This window comes from Rhizobium sophoriradicis (assembly GCF_025200795.1).
GTDB lineage: Bacteria > Pseudomonadota > Alphaproteobacteria > Rhizobiales > Rhizobiaceae > Rhizobium > Rhizobium sophoriradicis.
The window spans coordinates 427,331-442,520 of record NZ_CP104155.1 but is presented as its reverse complement, the minus strand read 5'-3'; the positions used below and the strand labels follow the sequence as shown (position 1 = coordinate 442,520).

The 15,190-nt window shown below is 61.9% G+C and carries 11 protein-coding genes; 5 read left to right on the top strand and 6 right to left on the bottom strand.

The genetic code is table 11. The features are described from left to right. Positions 1–30: 30 nt before the first annotated feature. Complete coding sequence (locus tag N2597_RS30640; protein WP_009990497.1) at positions 31–894, top strand: class I SAM-dependent methyltransferase; 864 nt, start codon at positions 31–33, stop codon at positions 892–894. A gap of 269 nt (positions 895–1,163) precedes the next feature. After that, positions 1,164–2,501, top strand: coding sequence for a TadE/TadG family type IV pilus assembly protein (locus N2597_RS30635; RefSeq protein ID WP_077989564.1), 1,338 nt, complete (start codon positions 1,164–1,166; stop codon positions 2,499–2,501). Between the two features lie 160 nt (positions 2,502–2,661). Here N2597_RS30635 and N2597_RS30630 read toward each other — a convergent pair whose 3' ends face one another. Together N2597_RS30630 and N2597_RS30625 are read right to left on the bottom strand one after the other, a co-directional pair. Then, a complete protein-coding gene (locus N2597_RS30630; RefSeq protein WP_183598725.1) occupies positions 2,662–4,068 on the bottom strand; it encodes an RtcB family protein in 1,407 nt (468 codons plus the stop codon). A 797-nt stretch (positions 4,069–4,865) separates the two neighbouring features. After that, entirely contained in the window at positions 4,866–6,422 is a 1,557-nt protein-coding gene (locus N2597_RS30625) for an RNA-binding protein (protein ID WP_183598723.1), read from the bottom strand. Between the two features lie 209 nt (positions 6,423–6,631). Here N2597_RS30625 and rtcR point away from each other — a divergent pair, with 209 nt between their 5' ends. Continuing rightward, entirely contained in the window at positions 6,632–8,221 is a 1,590-nt protein-coding gene (gene rtcR / locus N2597_RS30620; RefSeq protein ID WP_183598721.1) for an RNA repair transcriptional activator RtcR, read from the top strand. 81 nt (positions 8,222–8,302) lie between these two features. On the opposite strand, the gene N2597_RS30615 is transcribed toward rtcR, so the two are convergent. From N2597_RS30615 to N2597_RS30600, 4 genes are read right to left on the bottom strand one after another with little or no spacing between them, the layout of a single operon-like run. Continuing rightward, positions 8,303–8,848, bottom strand: coding sequence for a sarcosine oxidase subunit gamma (locus tag N2597_RS30615; protein ID WP_040141329.1), 546 nt, complete (start codon positions 8,846–8,848; stop codon positions 8,303–8,305). Beyond that, positions 8,841–11,798 carry a sarcosine oxidase subunit alpha family protein gene (locus tag N2597_RS30610; protein WP_183598719.1) on the bottom strand — a complete coding sequence of 986 codons (2,958 nt, stop codon included), beginning with the start codon at positions 11,796–11,798 and terminating at the stop codon, positions 8,841–8,843. Before N2597_RS30610 ends, N2597_RS30615 begins: the two co-directional genes overlap by 8 nt. After that, positions 11,795–12,076: a sarcosine oxidase subunit delta gene (locus N2597_RS30605; RefSeq protein WP_183598717.1), complete on the bottom strand. Its 282-nt coding sequence runs from the start codon at positions 12,074–12,076 to the stop codon at positions 11,795–11,797. The genes N2597_RS30610 and N2597_RS30605 overlap by 4 nt, the downstream gene beginning before the upstream one ends. 12 nt (positions 12,077–12,088) lie before the next feature. Then, positions 12,089–13,339 (bottom strand): sarcosine oxidase subunit beta family protein, encoded by a 1,251-nt coding sequence (locus N2597_RS30600; protein WP_183598715.1) that lies wholly within the window; start codon positions 13,337–13,339, stop codon positions 12,089–12,091. A gap of 87 nt (positions 13,340–13,426) precedes the next feature. On the opposite strand from N2597_RS30600, the gene N2597_RS30595 reads away from it, so the two are divergent. After that, entirely contained in the window at positions 13,427–14,386 is a 960-nt protein-coding gene (locus tag N2597_RS30595; protein ID WP_183598713.1) for a GlxA family transcriptional regulator, read from the top strand. Positions 14,387–14,459: 73 nt separating this feature from the next. After that, positions 14,460–15,137: a helix-turn-helix domain-containing protein gene (locus N2597_RS30590; protein ID WP_183598712.1), complete on the top strand. Its 678-nt coding sequence runs from the start codon at positions 14,460–14,462 to the stop codon at positions 15,135–15,137. Positions 15,138–15,190 lie beyond the last annotated feature (53 nt).

Below are 15,190 nucleotides of genomic sequence, written 5' to 3'. Positions count from 1 at the left end.
AGTTAAGAACCGATCAGAACAGGATATGGCATGGCAAAGAAAAATGTTTATCAGGTAGCCGACTGGAAAGGCCAAAGCGGGGAGCGCTGGGTCGCTTATCAGGCCCGGCTCGATGCCATGATGGCAGTGTTCGGCCATGCCGCGATCGAAGCCGCCGCGCCCGCCATGGGCGAACGCGTGCTGGACGTCGGCTGCGGTGCAGGGGCGTCTAGCCTTGACCTGGCCACCCGCGTCGGCGCGGGAGGGCATGTGCTGGGCGTGGACATATCCGAACGGCTGATCGATAGAGCACGCGCGCTAGCGCCGCAGGATACGCCGGCCCTGTTCCAGGTGGCCGACGCCAGCAGCACCGAGTTGCCCGAGGGCGCGTTCGACATCCTGTTCTCGCGCTTCGGAGTGATGTTCTTTGACGATCCGACAGGGGCGTTCGCGCATATGCGCCGTGCGCTCAAGCCGGGCGGGCGGGTCGCTTTCGTCTGCTGGCGCGGCATGGCCGAGAACGATTGGGTGCGCTTGCCGATGGGCGCGATCAAGGGCATCCTCCCGCCGATGGCGCCACCCGATCCCGAAGTGCCCGGCCCGTTCTCGTTTGGCGACCGGGGGCGGGTGGCGCGTATCCTGACGGCGGCTGGCTTCACCGATATCGCTATCGCGCCCTTCGATGCTTCCATCCCGTTCGGCGAGGGCGGGACGCGGGACGCGGCGATCGACGACGCGGTGAAGATGACACTCGAGGTCGGCCCGCTGTCGCGCGCGCTCGCTGATCAGCCAGACGACATCCGCGCCCGCGCCTCGGCCGCGGTTCGTGCCGCCTTCGCGGATCGCCCCGGCGAGCAGTCGGTGATGATCGACGGCGCTGCGTGGATCGTCACGGCGCGCAATCCGGCAAGCTGACAGGGATTTGCAGGGGGAGACGCCCCCGCTGGAGCGGCACGTCTCCAAACAACTCATTTCCCTTAGTTCAGCAACTGGTGAGCGTGCCCAGGCTGTGCTGCTCACCGGCCTGTGACAGACCTTCCTCCGTTAGCGAATTATCCAGCTTTAACGAGAACACAACCATACGTCTTTGCCTTTGGTTGATGTTCCGCTGCTACTTGTCATCGTTGTGGCCACCTGGTTGGGAACCGGCCACTACCTACGGACACCGGGAAGGCAGCCTTCGCATGTTGCATCGTTTCGTTTTTGACCGATCCGGCAACTTCGGAATTATGACGGCGCTCCTTGTCGTACCCCTACTGGGTGCGGCGGGCACAGCCATAGATTTCGGCAGAGCCCTTTCGCTTCGGACCGAACTCTATGCCGCGGCGGACGCGGCAGCCGTGGGATCCATCTCACAGACTTCAGACGCGGCAAAGCAAGCAGCCACGATGTCAGGCGATGGCTCACTCACGCTCGGAACATCCGAAGCCCAGAAGATCTTCTTTTCGCAGATGTCGAAAAATCAGGCCGAAGTGCCCGTTTCCGTCAACATCAGCGTTCAAAAACAGGGCAGCACTCTCAGCTCGACCGTATCTTTCAGCGCAACGATGTCCACGACATTCATGCAGGTGATGGGATTTCATCAACTCGATGTTTCCGGAACGGCAACAGCGCAATACGAGACCCCGTCTTACATGGATTTCTTCATGCTGTTGGACAATACGCCATCAATGGGCGTTGGAGCCACCGCAGATGACATAACCGCCATGAAAAAAGCGACAGCTCAGGGCCACGATGGCGGCAAAGATAAAAACTGCGCGTTTGCATGCCATATCGTTTCTGAAAAGGGCGTAGAGGATAAGAATAGCTACTACAATGTCGCGCGCAATAATGGGGTAACCATCCGCATCGATGTTGTAGCCGCTGCCGTTAAAGCTTTGATGGCCAAGGCAAAGGACACGCAGTCCATGCCGAGCCAATTCCGGGTCGCCGCATACACATTCGGCAAGACTGCTCAGGACGCCAAAGCCGCGAAGCTCTTTAAGGTCTCCGGCCTGGATTACGATCTTGGCGCCGTGGCAGTCGCGACGAACACGATAAATCTGATGAGCATTCCCTATCAGAACTACTACAACGACCAGCAGACGAGCTTTGACGAAGCGTTGAAAGGTATAGAAGGGGAAATCACGGGCAACATCGGCAAGGGCACGAGCAATGCCGATCGCCAGAAGATCGTGTTTTTTGTCGCCGACGGTGTTGCCGATAGCTATAAGCCGTCCGGCTGCACCAGCCCGAAGGGAGCAAACGGCGGACGATGTATCGAACCGATTGACACCACTTATTGCAAGAAACTCAAAGATCGCGGCATCAAAGTCGCCGTCCTCTATACGACATATCTACCCTTGCCCGACAACGGTTTTTATAAGGATTGGGTCAAGCCGTTCGAGACGAAAATTGCCGCAAAAATGGAAGAGTGCGCAACCCCCGGGTTCTATTTCGCAGTTAGTCCAACCGAAGGCATTGAAGCGGCAATGAAGGCCTTATTCCTGAAGATCGTCAGCGCGCCTCGGATAACCAGCTAATCACGGCCTTGGCACAAGCGCCACGCCTATCGATCGGCGAAAAGGACGCAGTGCAAGGAAGGTCACGTCGCAATCCGACTGGATCTCGGGAAGCTCGTGCTGCGTCTTATGCCTGAGCCTGCATTTGAGGGAAGGCAAGCCTGGTTGCCTTCCCCGGTGTTTACCGGCGCTTTTTGCGCCAGGGCGCATTCTGCTGCCAGTCGCCGGCCATGATGCTCCCGTAGGGGATCACCTCGTCGACCACTTCGGCGAGACCGTAGTGCTCGATCTGCGCGCGCACGTTCGCGGCGCTCTTGTAGGCACTCGGCAGTTCCGACACATCGGCGAAACCGGAGAAGAACCGCGCGTCGAGACCGCTTGTCTCCTTCTCCAGAATAGCCGCGATGTTGTTCGGGCTCAGACCTCGCGAATCCGCCCCATACTCCGCAGACAGCTGCCTCATATGTGCGCTGCGCGAAAAGTTGCGGCCAGCGCCATGCGGCGAGAAGCCGAGGCCATGGGCAGCGTTCGAGCCGCGAACGATCAGGATCGGTTCCGCCATATTGAGTGGAATGATGGTCAGATCGGTCGCGTCATGCGCCCAGTTGTCGAAGGCAGGCGTGGCCCCCTTTCCGTGATAGAACAGCCCGTCCGACTTCCGGAAGACGAAATTATGCTCGTTCCAGAAGCGGTCCGCGACCTTGGCCGAGAGTTTTTCCGCCGCCATGTCGTGAAGGACATAGTGGTTCTCTTTCGTCCACTGGCGGATCGTCTGCAGCGCCGACCAGTAAGAGTCACCTTCCTCGGTATCCGCCGGAATCCATGCATTTTCCCGATGCGTCTCGGGTGAAATGCGCTCCCGAAACTGGTTGGCGACCTTCATGCCCTTGTCGTAGAGCCGCGCCCCCGGTGCTCGCGATCCGTGGTGGGTCACAAGCGCGGTTTCGCCGGTCGACTTCATCGTTCCGACATAGGCGAAATGATTGCCGTCACCCTGGGTGGCGAAATGCTCGATACCAGCGCTCAGCGCACCGTCGCGCAAAAAAGGATTCTGATGGAAGGCCGAAAGCGTCGCTTCGGAAGGCTTGATCTGCGCGCCGCGCGGACGACCGCCGGGACCGAAATGCGTCACGGCGTGCACAGCGTCCAGAAGCGACTTCGGATCCACGCCAGGAAAGATCGAGATCGCCATGGAGCAGCAGATATCGGCCGAATGCATGCCGGGATGAATTGCTTCGGATGCCACCACGCCCCCGACCGGGATCGTTCCGACCGGACCCGCCGGACAAGCGTCCGGCATGATCGCCGCGGAACGGACAACCGGTGTCCGCACCAGCGCCCGCATCGTCGCATTGACCTTCTCGACATTGTCTTGCTCAAAGGCATTCTCGGCGCGGATGTTGGAATAGATCTCGATATCGTTGTCAGTCCTCAAGGCAAGCGTCGGCCCGGGCTGGAAGGCCCTTGCCGCCTCCAGCGCATCGGTCGCCGAGCCACCCTGGCTCAAAACCGCGTTGGCCGCGTCGAGAGCCGGGCGAAACCACTTCCCCTGGCTCATGCCGGCATTGATCAAATCCTGTCCGCTCATTACCGCTATCATTGTCTTTTCTGCGTCTGCAGTCCTTCTTGTTCAGTTGCTTTTCTTCACACCGCCTGAGCGACGAGCATTGCCGGAGATCTATCTCACCGCACGCATTCCATGATCATGGCGCGATGCGGCCCCTGTAATCACCGGCGGCATTCGCCCAGGGCCTTACCATCGTCCCGGCGACGAGATTTGGCAGGACGGTTTACTGAGCTACGTGCTCCCCTTCGGAAACACGGGATGATTTGAACATCCGACCTGCCCGCCGGAAATCCGACGGGCCGCTCTACCTGTAGTCCTGCCGGCATTCGCCGAGTTATTCCGTCCCCGTGAAACGGGTTAGTGCAGGCCATGCAGCGGCGACGAGGGTGGACGAAACCGGATGGCCCCGCTCGTGCCAGAGAGCGTATGCCCAGGAGGAGTCGAACCTGCCAGACCACCCAACTTTGGAGGCTGTAGTTCCGTCCGGCATTCGCCGCTGCAATCTTCGTCATGGCGACAAGTGTCCGGGGAACAGCTTGCTCTACCAACTGAGCTACAGGACCAGGCCCTGGCGAGAATCGAACTCGCGACACAGATGTAGTTCCCCATGCATTCGCCATGTCATTCCATATGTCCGTGACGACGAGGTGTGGTGAAACGTCCTGCTCTATCCGCTGAGCTACGGGTCCATGAACTGGAGAACCCGACGGGATTCGAACCCGCGACCTGGAGGGTAACAGCCTGTAGTTTCATCCGGCATTCGTCACGCTCCCCGCGCCGGTCACGGCGGCGCGAGGATATTGCTTCCCGTGAGCCCGTTAGAGCTCGATTGCTTCGATGGCTTTTACCCAGCCATCCGCTCCTTTGCTGTTCGCCGCGAAAGCCGTGATCACCCCATAGACGGCATCAGAGAAGCCCCCGATGTTGAGCACGTCTTCCCGCGTCGGCGCCTGGGTCGTGGCGTGAGGCTGGATGTCGAGGCAGACCAGCTTTGCAGCCGGGTTGACCCGCTTGATCCTGGCCCATTCCGTCATCACTGCCGTCGGCTTTCCGCTCCCGCGCGCATCCACCCAGGACTCATTGTCCGAGATGAACACCACGAGATCGACCTTGGCCCTCTCGTTTGCTAGCACCTTCAGCGGTGCGGAGCAGTTGGTTCCGCCGCCACCGATTTTCGCCAGCTTACCGGCATTGGTCATCACCGAATCCCGCTTGTTGAGGCTGACGCGCACCACGTCATTCTCGAACGGCAGCACCCGCGCCTTCGGGTTGCGCTGCAGGAACGCCGCGGTCATCAGACCGGCGACGTCGATGCAACGAACCGAGGACGTCGCGCCCTTCCGGTAACCGGTCACGGGCGAGCCCATGGAACCCGACACGTCGGGGCAGAGCACCACATTGCCCATCAGGGACGGCACATTGGCGATGGCAATATCCATCGCGTCCTGAAGCGCATCCCGCACGACATCCGGAACCTGGCCATCGACCATCTTCCACGCCATCATCAACTGATAGGGGAAGGCCTTTGCCTTGCGGATTTCCTCCGGATCGGCAAGCCGCGCCGCCAGCGCCTCGGCAAAACCCTCGACCTCGAACACGCCGTTGCGTGCAAAGGTGTTGAGGTTCTGCCGCACCATCTGCCAGCCACCCTTGCGGGCGATCTCGACCCAATGCTCCCGCGTCAGCGGCAGCGAGGTCAGCATCTGGAACGGGACCTCAGGCACCGGCGCCGTCTGGTCACGCCGGAACGCTTCCAATGCCTTGACGAGCTCAGGCAGTGCCGCGTAGTCGTGCGGCTTGCCGATCGCCCAGGCATAGAGCGCCTTGCGCTCCTCCGTAGCCGGCTTCGGATGCACCATGCGGATGACGTCGGCGAGCGAAGGATCGTTTCCAACCATCGCACGCAGGATCTGCTCGGTGCTGGCCCGTTCGAGCCACGCCTGCACGACCTTCTTCGGGCGTGTGCCGAGCGACTTGCGACCCGTGGCGCCAGAGCGCATGACCTGCACGAAGCCGCGCAGCATCTTGCCGCTCTTCACCACGCGCGGGAATGCGCGGGCGAAGACATCGCTCTGAAGGCCGGAGAGCATGGCGAGCAGCGTCACCGGCATGTCCTTCATGTGACCCTTTTCGGCGGCGTAAACAGCCAGCTTGGCGAGAAATTCCGGCTCGACCTGAAGGGCAAGCGTCTTTACCGCGTCAAGCTGCTCAGCTCCATCAGCATAGAAGGTGCCGTTGAAGGTGCCGGTGACGGCATATTGCGCCAGCGCCTCGCGCGGCGTCAGCTGGTAGGCCGGGGCCGCTTCATGATTTTTTGTATCCGTTCCCGGGAGCAGTTTCCCGAGGTAGGTTTTGAAGATTGCCTTGTTGACCATGACAGCCCCTCTTGTGTGGTTCGTGCCAGATACCTTTCAAGACGCGTGCCAGTTTGGAGAAGAGAACACATCCCACTTGTTTTTTATTTTATCTATTTGTTTTTAAATATTAATTTTTTCATGGCCCTTATGCACAATCATGAATTGCAAAAATCCAAATCCCGATTATTCTATCGCAAACTATATAGCTTTATAATTTTGGATAAGTCATGAAGCGCCGTGTCGCCACCCTGGACGCAGGGAAATGGGAAAATCGCTGGAGCCGCTGGCGGCCCAATGTCGCTCTCTGCCAGCAGCCGGGCCTGTTCATTGACCGGTTGGAGCTGATCCTCGACAACCACTCGCAAGCTCTCTGTCACCGCATCGTTGCCGACATCGAAACCGTGGCTCCGGCAACGGAAGTGCGGAGCAATATCATCAACTTCCGAGATCCCTGGGATTTCTCGGAGGTCTACACGCACCTTCGGGACTTTGCCCGCAACTACAACTTCGACCCCGAAACGGAAGACTATCTCGTCAACATCACCACCGGCACCCATGTCGCGCAAATCTGCTGGTTCCTGCTGACCGAAGCCCGCATCATTCCCGGCCAGCTGCTGCAGCTCTCGCCGCCGCGCGACCGCGAGCCGGAGCAGGATTTCGCCGGCACGCATCGGATCATCGACCTCGACCTGTCCCGCTATGACGAGATCGCCAAGCGCTTCGCCTCCGAGCGCGAAGACGCCGCTTCCTTTCTCAAATCGGGGATCTCGACCCGCAGCGCCGCCTTCAACAGAATGATCGACGAGATCGAAAGGGTGGTGATCCGCTCGACCGCGCCCGTCCTCCTGACCGGGCCGACCGGTGCCGGCAAGTCGCAACTCGCCCGCAGGATCTACGAGCTGAAGAAGAGCCAGCGTAAGGTCAGCGGTCCGTTCATCGAGGTCAACTGCGCGACCCTGCGCGGCGACCAGGCCATGTCCACCCTCTTCGGCCATGTGAAAGGCGCCTTTACCGGCGCTGCCGGCGAGCGTGCCGGCTTGCTCAAATCCGCCGACAAAGGCGTGCTGTTCCTCGACGAGATTGGCGAACTCGGCCTTGACGAACAGGCCATGTGCCTGCGCGCGATCGAGGAAAAGAAGTTCCTGCCCGTAGGCGCTGATCGGGAGGCGTCCGCAGACTTCCAGCTGCTTGCCGGCACCAATCGCGATCTTGGCGAGGACGTCCGCAAAGGCAGGTTTCGCGAAGATCTCTACGCCCGCCTGAACCTCTGGACTTTCCAGCTTCCGGCCCTGCGCGAGCGCAAGGAGGACATAGAGCCCAATCTCGACTTCGAGCTCAGGCGTTATCTGGAACGAGAAGGCGAAAATGTTACGTTCAACAAGGAAGCACGCGAACGCTATCTTAGTTTCGCAACCGGCCCGCAAGCTGCCTGGAGTGCCAACTTTCGCGACCTGTCGGCGTCGGTGACCCGCATGGCGACCCTCGCGCCGCATGGGCGCATCACGACCGACGTCGTCGATGATGAAGTCCGACGGCTGAATGCGTTTTGGCGCAGTTCGAGTGATGACGGTAGGGTGGATCTTATCATCGAAGACGTGTTGGGTGCAGAAGCTGCTGCTCGCCTCGATCGCTTTGACGCAGCCCAGCTTGCCACCGTTCTTCATACCTGCCGTCAATATGCCACGGCAAGTGCTGCGGGCAGAGCCTTGTTCGCGATCTCGCGAACGGAGAAAAAGAGCAGCAACGACGCCGATCGCCTGAGTAAATATCTCGCGCGCTTCAGTCTCAGATTCGAGGACATCAAGACACCGGGTTAAAGGCTATGTGCCGGACGTGAACGCCAATCGTCGCTTTCGCTGATGGGGCAAACCCTTGGCGGCTAACGGCAGGGATAGCCTTTACGCGCTATCCTTTTCGGCGCTCTCCGCCATATGGGTGAGCTCGTCCCACAGGCTTTCGCCGAAGCTGCGCAGAACCGTCAGTTCGAAGCTGTCATCGCCGGTGCGGACGATCTGTACGGAGATATGGCCGACCATCGTCATCGCCGACTGGCCTTCCGGGAAGACGGTAGGATCCAGATCGACGGCGGTGCCCTTTGACAGCAACAGCCGCGAGGATCGGCCGGAAACGCCGATGCGGACACGCCCGTGGCTCTGGTCCATGACGAAGGCTTTTCCGGCGATTGCTGCCGTCAGGCCTTCGAGGCCGGAGGGGATAAGCGGCTCGTCGCCGGCGACGAACCATTGGCGGAAGCCGGCCTTGCGGATCGAACTGTTGGTAAAGCCGGCTTTGACCAGTTCGGCGGCCAGTGCGGCCGGCTCTATCGTGCCGAGCACGTGCAGCAGATGGCCTTCCGGCAAGGCTTCCAGCCGGAGACCGGCCGCTGCCATGCCGCTGTATCTAGCACCGGCCAGAACCGGTCTGTGCTGGGGAAGATCAGGCATGGAGCTTCTCGTTTTCAGGATCGACAAAGACGGGATGGCAGAGCACCGCATCGGTGAATTCATTGTGCAGGCCGTTCCAGACCGTCACCTTCTCGCCGATGCGCTCCGGCCCGCGCCGGACGAGCGCCAGACCGATCTTATGGCCGAGCGTCGGCGAAAAGGCGCTTGAGGTGACGTAGCCCTGATCGTTTTCGAGCGTTGCCGAAGCACCTTCGGCAAGGATATGCGATCCGGTGCGGAAGCCGCTGGCCGGGTTGAGCGGCTTGACGCCGACGAGGCGCGGCCGCTCGGGGTCCTGCAGGCCGTCGCGGGCAAGCATCGCCTTGCCGATGAAATCCGGCTTGGTCGATGACACCATGCGGCCGAAACTGAGATCGCCTGGGGTGACCGTGCCGTTGATCTCGGCATGGGTGACGTGGCCCTTTTCGATGCGCAGGACGCCGAGCGCTTCGGCGCCATAGGCGCAGATGCCGTGTTTTTCCCCGGCCGCCATGATGGCGTCGGCAACGCTCTCGCCGTAGCCGGCCGGCACGGCCAGCTCGTAGGCGAGTTCGCCGGAGAAGGAGATGCGGAAAAGCCGGCCTTCGAGACGGCCTGCGAATAGCGAAATCTTGCGGGCGCTCATGACGGGGAAGGCGGCATCGGAGATGTCCTCGTCGACGATCTCGGAGAGGACGGCGCGGGATTTCGGCCCGGCAACGGCCATCTGCGCCCATTGATCGGTCGAGGAGGCGAAGCAGACGTCGAGCTCCGGCCACAGCGCCTGGGCGCAGAATTCGAGATGGGTCAGCACTCCGGCGGCAAGCGCGGTCGTCGTCGTCATGAAGAAATGCTCGTCGCTGAAGCGGCTGGTGGTGCCGTCGTCATAGATGAAACCGTCCTCGCGCAGCATGATGCCGTAACGCGCCTTGCCGACCGCAAGCTTGGCAAAGCCGTTGCAATAGACCCGGTCGAGGAAAGTGCCGGCGTCCTTGCCGAAGATTTCGATCTTGCCGAGGGTCGAGACGTCGCAGAGGCCGGCATTCTTGCGGATGTTCAGCACCTCGCGGTCGACGGTTTCGCGCCACGTCGCCTCACCGGCGCGCGGGTACCAGGAGGAGCGATACCAGAGGCCGGTTTCGACGAAGACCGCCCCGTTCTTTTCGGCCCAGCCATGCAGCGGCGATTTGCGCGACGGCTGGAAATCCTTGCCGCGCGATGCCCCGGTCAGAGCGCCGAAGGAGACCGGCGTATAGAAAGGCCGGAAGGTCGTTGTTCCCACTTCGGCGGGCGACACGCCGCGCGCCTCGGCCAGAATGCCGATGGCGTTGATGTTGGAAAGCTTGCCCTGGTCGGTCGCCATGCCTGATGTCGTGTAACGCTTGGCGAGCTCGACATGGCCGTAGCCTTCGCGCACGGCGAGGCCGAGATCCTTGAGATGCACGTCGTTCTGATAATCGACGAAAGCCTTGCCCTTCGAGCCCTTGACGGACCAGAGCGGCTTTGAGCCTCGAACCGCTTCCGGCGCAGCAGCAAAGGCCGGTTCCGCGGCTGCGAAACCGATCGCCTCCAGGGCAGCGGCCGCCTTTGCGGCTCCATCGCCGAGGCAGGTCGCGATTTCCTCAAGGCCGGCGGCCGAACCGGCAACGGCAAGGCCGTCCTGTCCGGCCGGCGCCAGAAACGCCGAAGCTTCGTCCGACCATTGCGGCTTGCCGCCGCGATGGCAGGCAAGATGGATAATCGGGCTCCAGCCGCCCGACATGGCAAGGGCATCAGCTTCGATGCGACGAATGCCGCCGGCGGTTTCGACGCTGACACCGCGCAGGCGCTTGCCGCCTTCGGCATCGATCACCCGGGCGCCCTTCAGCACCTCGGCGCGGCCCTGCCAGCCCTTGCCGGCATCGGCGCGGCTGTCGACGATCGCCGCAACGGCAAGGCCGGCCGCTTCCAAATCGGCGGCGGTGCGGTAACCGGCATCGTTGGTGGTGAAGATGACAGTGCTTTTACCAGGCGCCACCGCCTGCCAGTTGAGATAGCTGCGCATGGCGCCCGCCATCATCACGCCGGGGATGTCGTTACCGCCGAAGACCAGTGGCCGTTCCTCGGCGCCCGTCGCCAGGATCGCCTGGCGGGCGACGATGCGCCACAAGCGTTCGACCGGGCGGTCCGGATCGGGCAGCGCCACATGCTTCTGCACACGCTCGACGGCACCGAAAACATTGTCGTCGTACCAGCCGAAGACGGTCATGCGCGGCAGGCGGCGCACATTTTCCAGCCCCTCGAGTGCGCTCAGCAGTTCGGCAAGAACCGCGTCCGCCGGCTTGCCCTCGATCGGGCCGCTCTCGGACAGCAGACTGCCGCCGAGCTCGGGGCCTTCGTCGGCGAGAATGACGCGGGCCCCGGCGCGGCCGGCGGTCAGTGCCGCGGCAAGGCCGGCAGGGCCGGCGCCGATCACCAACAGATCGCAATGCGCCCAGCATTTCTCATAAATATCGGGACCGCCCTCGTAGGAGGCTCTGCCGAGGCCCGCCGCCTTGCGGATCACCGGTTCGTAGAGCTTTTCCCACAGCGCTGCCGGCCACATGAAGGTCTTGTAGTAGAAACCGGCGCTGAGGAAGGGCGAGAGCAGGCCGTTGACCGCGCCGACATCGAAGCCAAGCGACGGCCAGCGGTTCTGGCTCCTGGCCGTCAGTCCCTCGTAAAGCTCGATCATCGTCGCGCGTGTATTCGGTTCGGTGCGCCCGCCGCTGCCTGTCGTCACCAGCGCGTTCGGTTCGGCGGCACCCGCCGTCAGGATGCCGCGCGGGCGGTGATATTTGAAGCTGCGGCCGACGAGCTGGACACCGTTGGCAAGCAGCGCCGAGGCGAGCGTATCGCCCGGATGGCCTTCCAGCGCCCTGCCGTCGAAGCTGAAGCCGAGGGTCGTGGCGCGGTCGATGCGCCCACCCGAGGAAAGACGGAAGCTCGTCATGCCGGGTCTCCACCGAGCTTTGCAAGGGCGGCATCCCTGACGCCATGGACCGCATGGGTGACGGTATCGCGCTCGACGATCAGCCAGCGGCGGCATCCGGAGGAATGGTGCCAATATTCGCTGTGCCGGCCGCGCGGATTGTCGCGCAGATAGACATAGTCGAACCAGGCATCCGCGCCGGCGTCCGGCGCCGGCCTGACAAGGCTCGCATCGCCGCGGATCGAGAATTCCTCCTTGGGCCGGGCGCCGCAATGGGGACAGGGAATCAGGCTCGCCATCGTCAAATGTCCTCAGTGCAGATTGGGCTGGGCGCCGACGCCCTTTTCGTCGATCGGATAGCCGCGGTTAAAACGGTCGAGCCGGAAGGCGCGGGCGGTCTGATGCGGCGTGTTTCGGGCGATCAGATGGGCGTAGCAGTAGCCGGAAGCGGGTGTCGCCTTGAAGCCGCCGTAACACCAGCCGGCGTTGAGATAGAGATTGTCGATATGGGTGCGGTCGATAATCGGCGAGCCGTCCATGCTCATATCCATGACCCCACCCCAGGAGCGCAGAAAACGTACCCGCGACAGCGAAGGGATCATCGCCACGCCGGCTTCCGCGACATGTTCGACGGTCGCCAGATTGCCGCGCTGGGCATAGGAATTATAACCGTCGATATCGCCGCCGAAGACGAGGCCGCCCTTGTCCGACTGGGACACATAAAAATGCCCGGCGCCGAAGGTGACGACGTTGTCGATGAAGGGTTTCAGCCCTTCGGAAACGAAGGCCTGCAGCACGTGGCTTTCGATCGGCAGGCGAAGACCGGCCATTTCGGCGACCGTGGTGGAATTGCCGGCCGCCGCCAGCGCCAGTTTGCCGCAGCCGATGAAGCCCCTACTGGTCTCGACGCCGGTCACCTCACCGTTTTCTGTGCGGATGCCGGTCACTTCGCACTGGGTGATGATGTCGACGCCGCGGCTGTCTGCGCCGCGCGCATAACCCCAGGCGACCGCATCGTGGCGCACCGTGCCGCCGCGCGGATGGAACAGGCCCCCCATGATGGGGAAACGCGCATTGTCGAAATCGAGGAAGGGCAATTTCCTGCGCACCGCCTGCCGGTCGAGAAGCTCGGCATCGACGCCGTGCAGCCGCATGGCGTTGCCGCGGCGCGTATAGGCGTCGCGCTGCGCATCGGAATGGAAGAGGTTGAGCACGCCGCGCTGCGAGACCATGGCGTTGAAGTTGAAGTCCTGCTCCAGCCCTTCCCAAAGCTTCATCGACAGCTCGTAGAAGGGATTGTTGCCGGCAAGCAGGTAGTTCGACCGGATGATCGTCGTGTTCCTGCCGATATTGCCGGAGCCGACATAGCCCTTTTCGAGCACGGCGACACTGGTGAAGCCGAATTCCTTGGCGAGATAATAGGCGGTGGCAAGGCCATGACCGCCGCCGCCGACGATGACGACATCATAATGCGGCTTCGGCGCGGGGTCACGCCAGGCGGGCGCCCAGCTTTTATTGCCGCGAAGGCCGTTGAGGAAAATCGAAAGAGCGGAATAGCGCATGGGTCAATCCGAATGAAACATCCGCATGATGCCAGAAAGATGACGCACGACTTGCGGAATAAGGACATGAATGATTAGAAAAGAGATATGCCCTCGTCCGATAGCAGAAACGTCCAGGAGATCGGCTTCATCCTGATCCCAGGATTCGCGCTGATGTCCTATGCCTCGGCGACAGAGCCGCTCAGGGCGGCAAATCTTCTGGCCGGCCGCGAAATCTATCGCCTGTCGATTTTCTCGCCGGATGGCGCGCCTGTGCCCTCCTCCTCAGGCGTGCCTGTGCCGGCCGAACCTCTTCCCGTCAGGGGCTCCGATCTCGACATGGCCTTCGTCTGCGCCGGCGGCTCGCCGCGCAACTGGCGTTATCCCGGCGTGCTTGCCTGCCTGCGGCAGCTGGCGCGCGAAGGTGTGAGGATCGGCGGCATTTCGGGCGGTCCCTATCTGATGGCCGCCGCCGGACTATTGACCGGCCGCGACTTCACCATCCATTGGGAACATGCGGCCGCGCTTCTCGAAGCCTTCCCGGATCTTTCGCCGCGCCAGGCGCGCTTCATGATCCACGGCAACCGCATCACCTGTGGCGGCGGTATTGCGCCGCTCGACATGATGCATGTGCTGATCGCCGAGCGCATGGGGCCGGATTTCGCCCGCCGCGTCAGCGATTGGTATCTTCACACCGAGGTCAACGAACCCGCCGCACCCCAGCGCGCCTCGCTGGCCGAACGTTACGGCGTCCATCATCCCGGCCTGCTCAGCGTTCTCGAACGGATGGAGGAGACGATCGAGATGCCGCTCGACCGCGCCGCCATGGCGCGCATCGCCGGTGTTTCCGCCCGTCATCTCGACCGGCTGTTTGCGGCCCATCTCGGGATCACCTTCCTCGATCAGTACCATCGGATCAGGCTGCAGCATGCCCATCGCCTGCTGAAACAGAGCCCGCTTTCCGTCTCGGAAATCGCGGTTGCCACCGGCTTTTCCAGTCTGAGCCACTTTTCCCGGATGTTTCGCGCCCTCTATGGCATTGCGCCGCGGCAGGCGAGGCGGGATTAGCTTTCTCCACGGTTGAGGAAGTTTCACCAGGGCGATAGGTTGCCATCGGGAAAAACCAGGCGGCGGGACATTCATGAAAACCAAGCGTGAAACGGCAGAGCAAGCGGAACATGGCGCACGCGCGGCCTTTTCCCAGGACCCGCACGCCGTTCGGGAACCGAAGGAAAACAACCTTGAAATGGCGATCGGCCATGAGGTGCGCGCCTACCGCAAGAAACTCGGCATCACCGTCACCGATCTCGCGGCCGCCACCGGCATTTCGCTCGGCATGCTGTCGAAGATCGAGAACGGCAACATCTCGCCATCGCTGACGACGCTGCAATCGCTGTCGCGGGCGCTCGGCGTGCCGCTGACCGCTTTCTTCAGACGCTACGAGGAACCGCGCAATGCCGTCTTCGTCAAGGCGGGAGAGGGCGTCGAGCTCGAACGGCGCGGCACGCGCGCCGGCCACCAGTATAATCTGCTCGGCCATATCGACAACAATTCGAGCGGCGTCATCGTCGAGCCTTACCTCATCACGCTGACGGCTGATTCCGATATCTTCCCGACCTTCCAGCACGAGGGCATGGAGTTTCTCTACATGCTCGAAGGCGAGGTGGTCTATCGCCACGGCGACCAGCTTTTCCAGATGCAGCCGGGCGACAGCCTGTTCTTCGACGCCGACGCGCCGCATGGGCCGGAGCAGCTGGTGAAACTGCCGAGCCGGTATCTCTCGATCATCAGCTATCCCCAACAAGTCACCAGAGGCTGATGTTGCCTTAAAAGAAAAATTTATTCCTCCCAGTTGAAGACCGCAAACAGAGC

Coding starts and splice junctions, on each gene's coding strand:
- N2597_RS30615 (WP_040141329.1), bottom strand. CDS start 8,848: ATGCCTGATCTTCCCCAGCACAGACCGGTTCTGGCCGGTGCTAGATAC.
- N2597_RS30635 (WP_077989564.1), top strand. CDS start 1,164: ATGTTGCATCGTTTCGTTTTTGACCGATCCGGCAACTTCGGAATTATG.
- N2597_RS30590 (WP_183598712.1), top strand. CDS start 14,460: ATGAAAACCAAGCGTGAAACGGCAGAGCAAGCGGAACATGGCGCACGC.
- N2597_RS30605 (WP_183598717.1), bottom strand. CDS start 12,076: ATGGCGAGCCTGATTCCCTGTCCCCATTGCGGCGCCCGGCCCAAGGAG.
- N2597_RS30625 (WP_183598723.1), bottom strand. CDS start 6,422: ATGGTCAACAAGGCAATCTTCAAAACCTACCTCGGGAAACTGCTCCCG.
- rtcR (WP_183598721.1), top strand. CDS start 6,632: ATGAAGCGCCGTGTCGCCACCCTGGACGCAGGGAAATGGGAAAATCGC.
- N2597_RS30610 (WP_183598719.1), bottom strand. CDS start 11,798: ATGACGAGCTTCCGTCTTTCCTCGGGTGGGCGCATCGACCGCGCCACG.
- N2597_RS30600 (WP_183598715.1), bottom strand. CDS start 13,339: ATGCGCTATTCCGCTCTTTCGATTTTCCTCAACGGCCTTCGCGGCAAT.
- N2597_RS30640 (WP_009990497.1), top strand. CDS start 31: ATGGCAAAGAAAAATGTTTATCAGGTAGCCGACTGGAAAGGCCAAAGC.
- N2597_RS30595 (WP_183598713.1), top strand. CDS start 13,427: ATGCCCTCGTCCGATAGCAGAAACGTCCAGGAGATCGGCTTCATCCTG.
- N2597_RS30630 (WP_183598725.1), bottom strand. CDS start 4,068: ATGAGCGGACAGGATTTGATCAATGCCGGCATGAGCCAGGGGAAGTGG.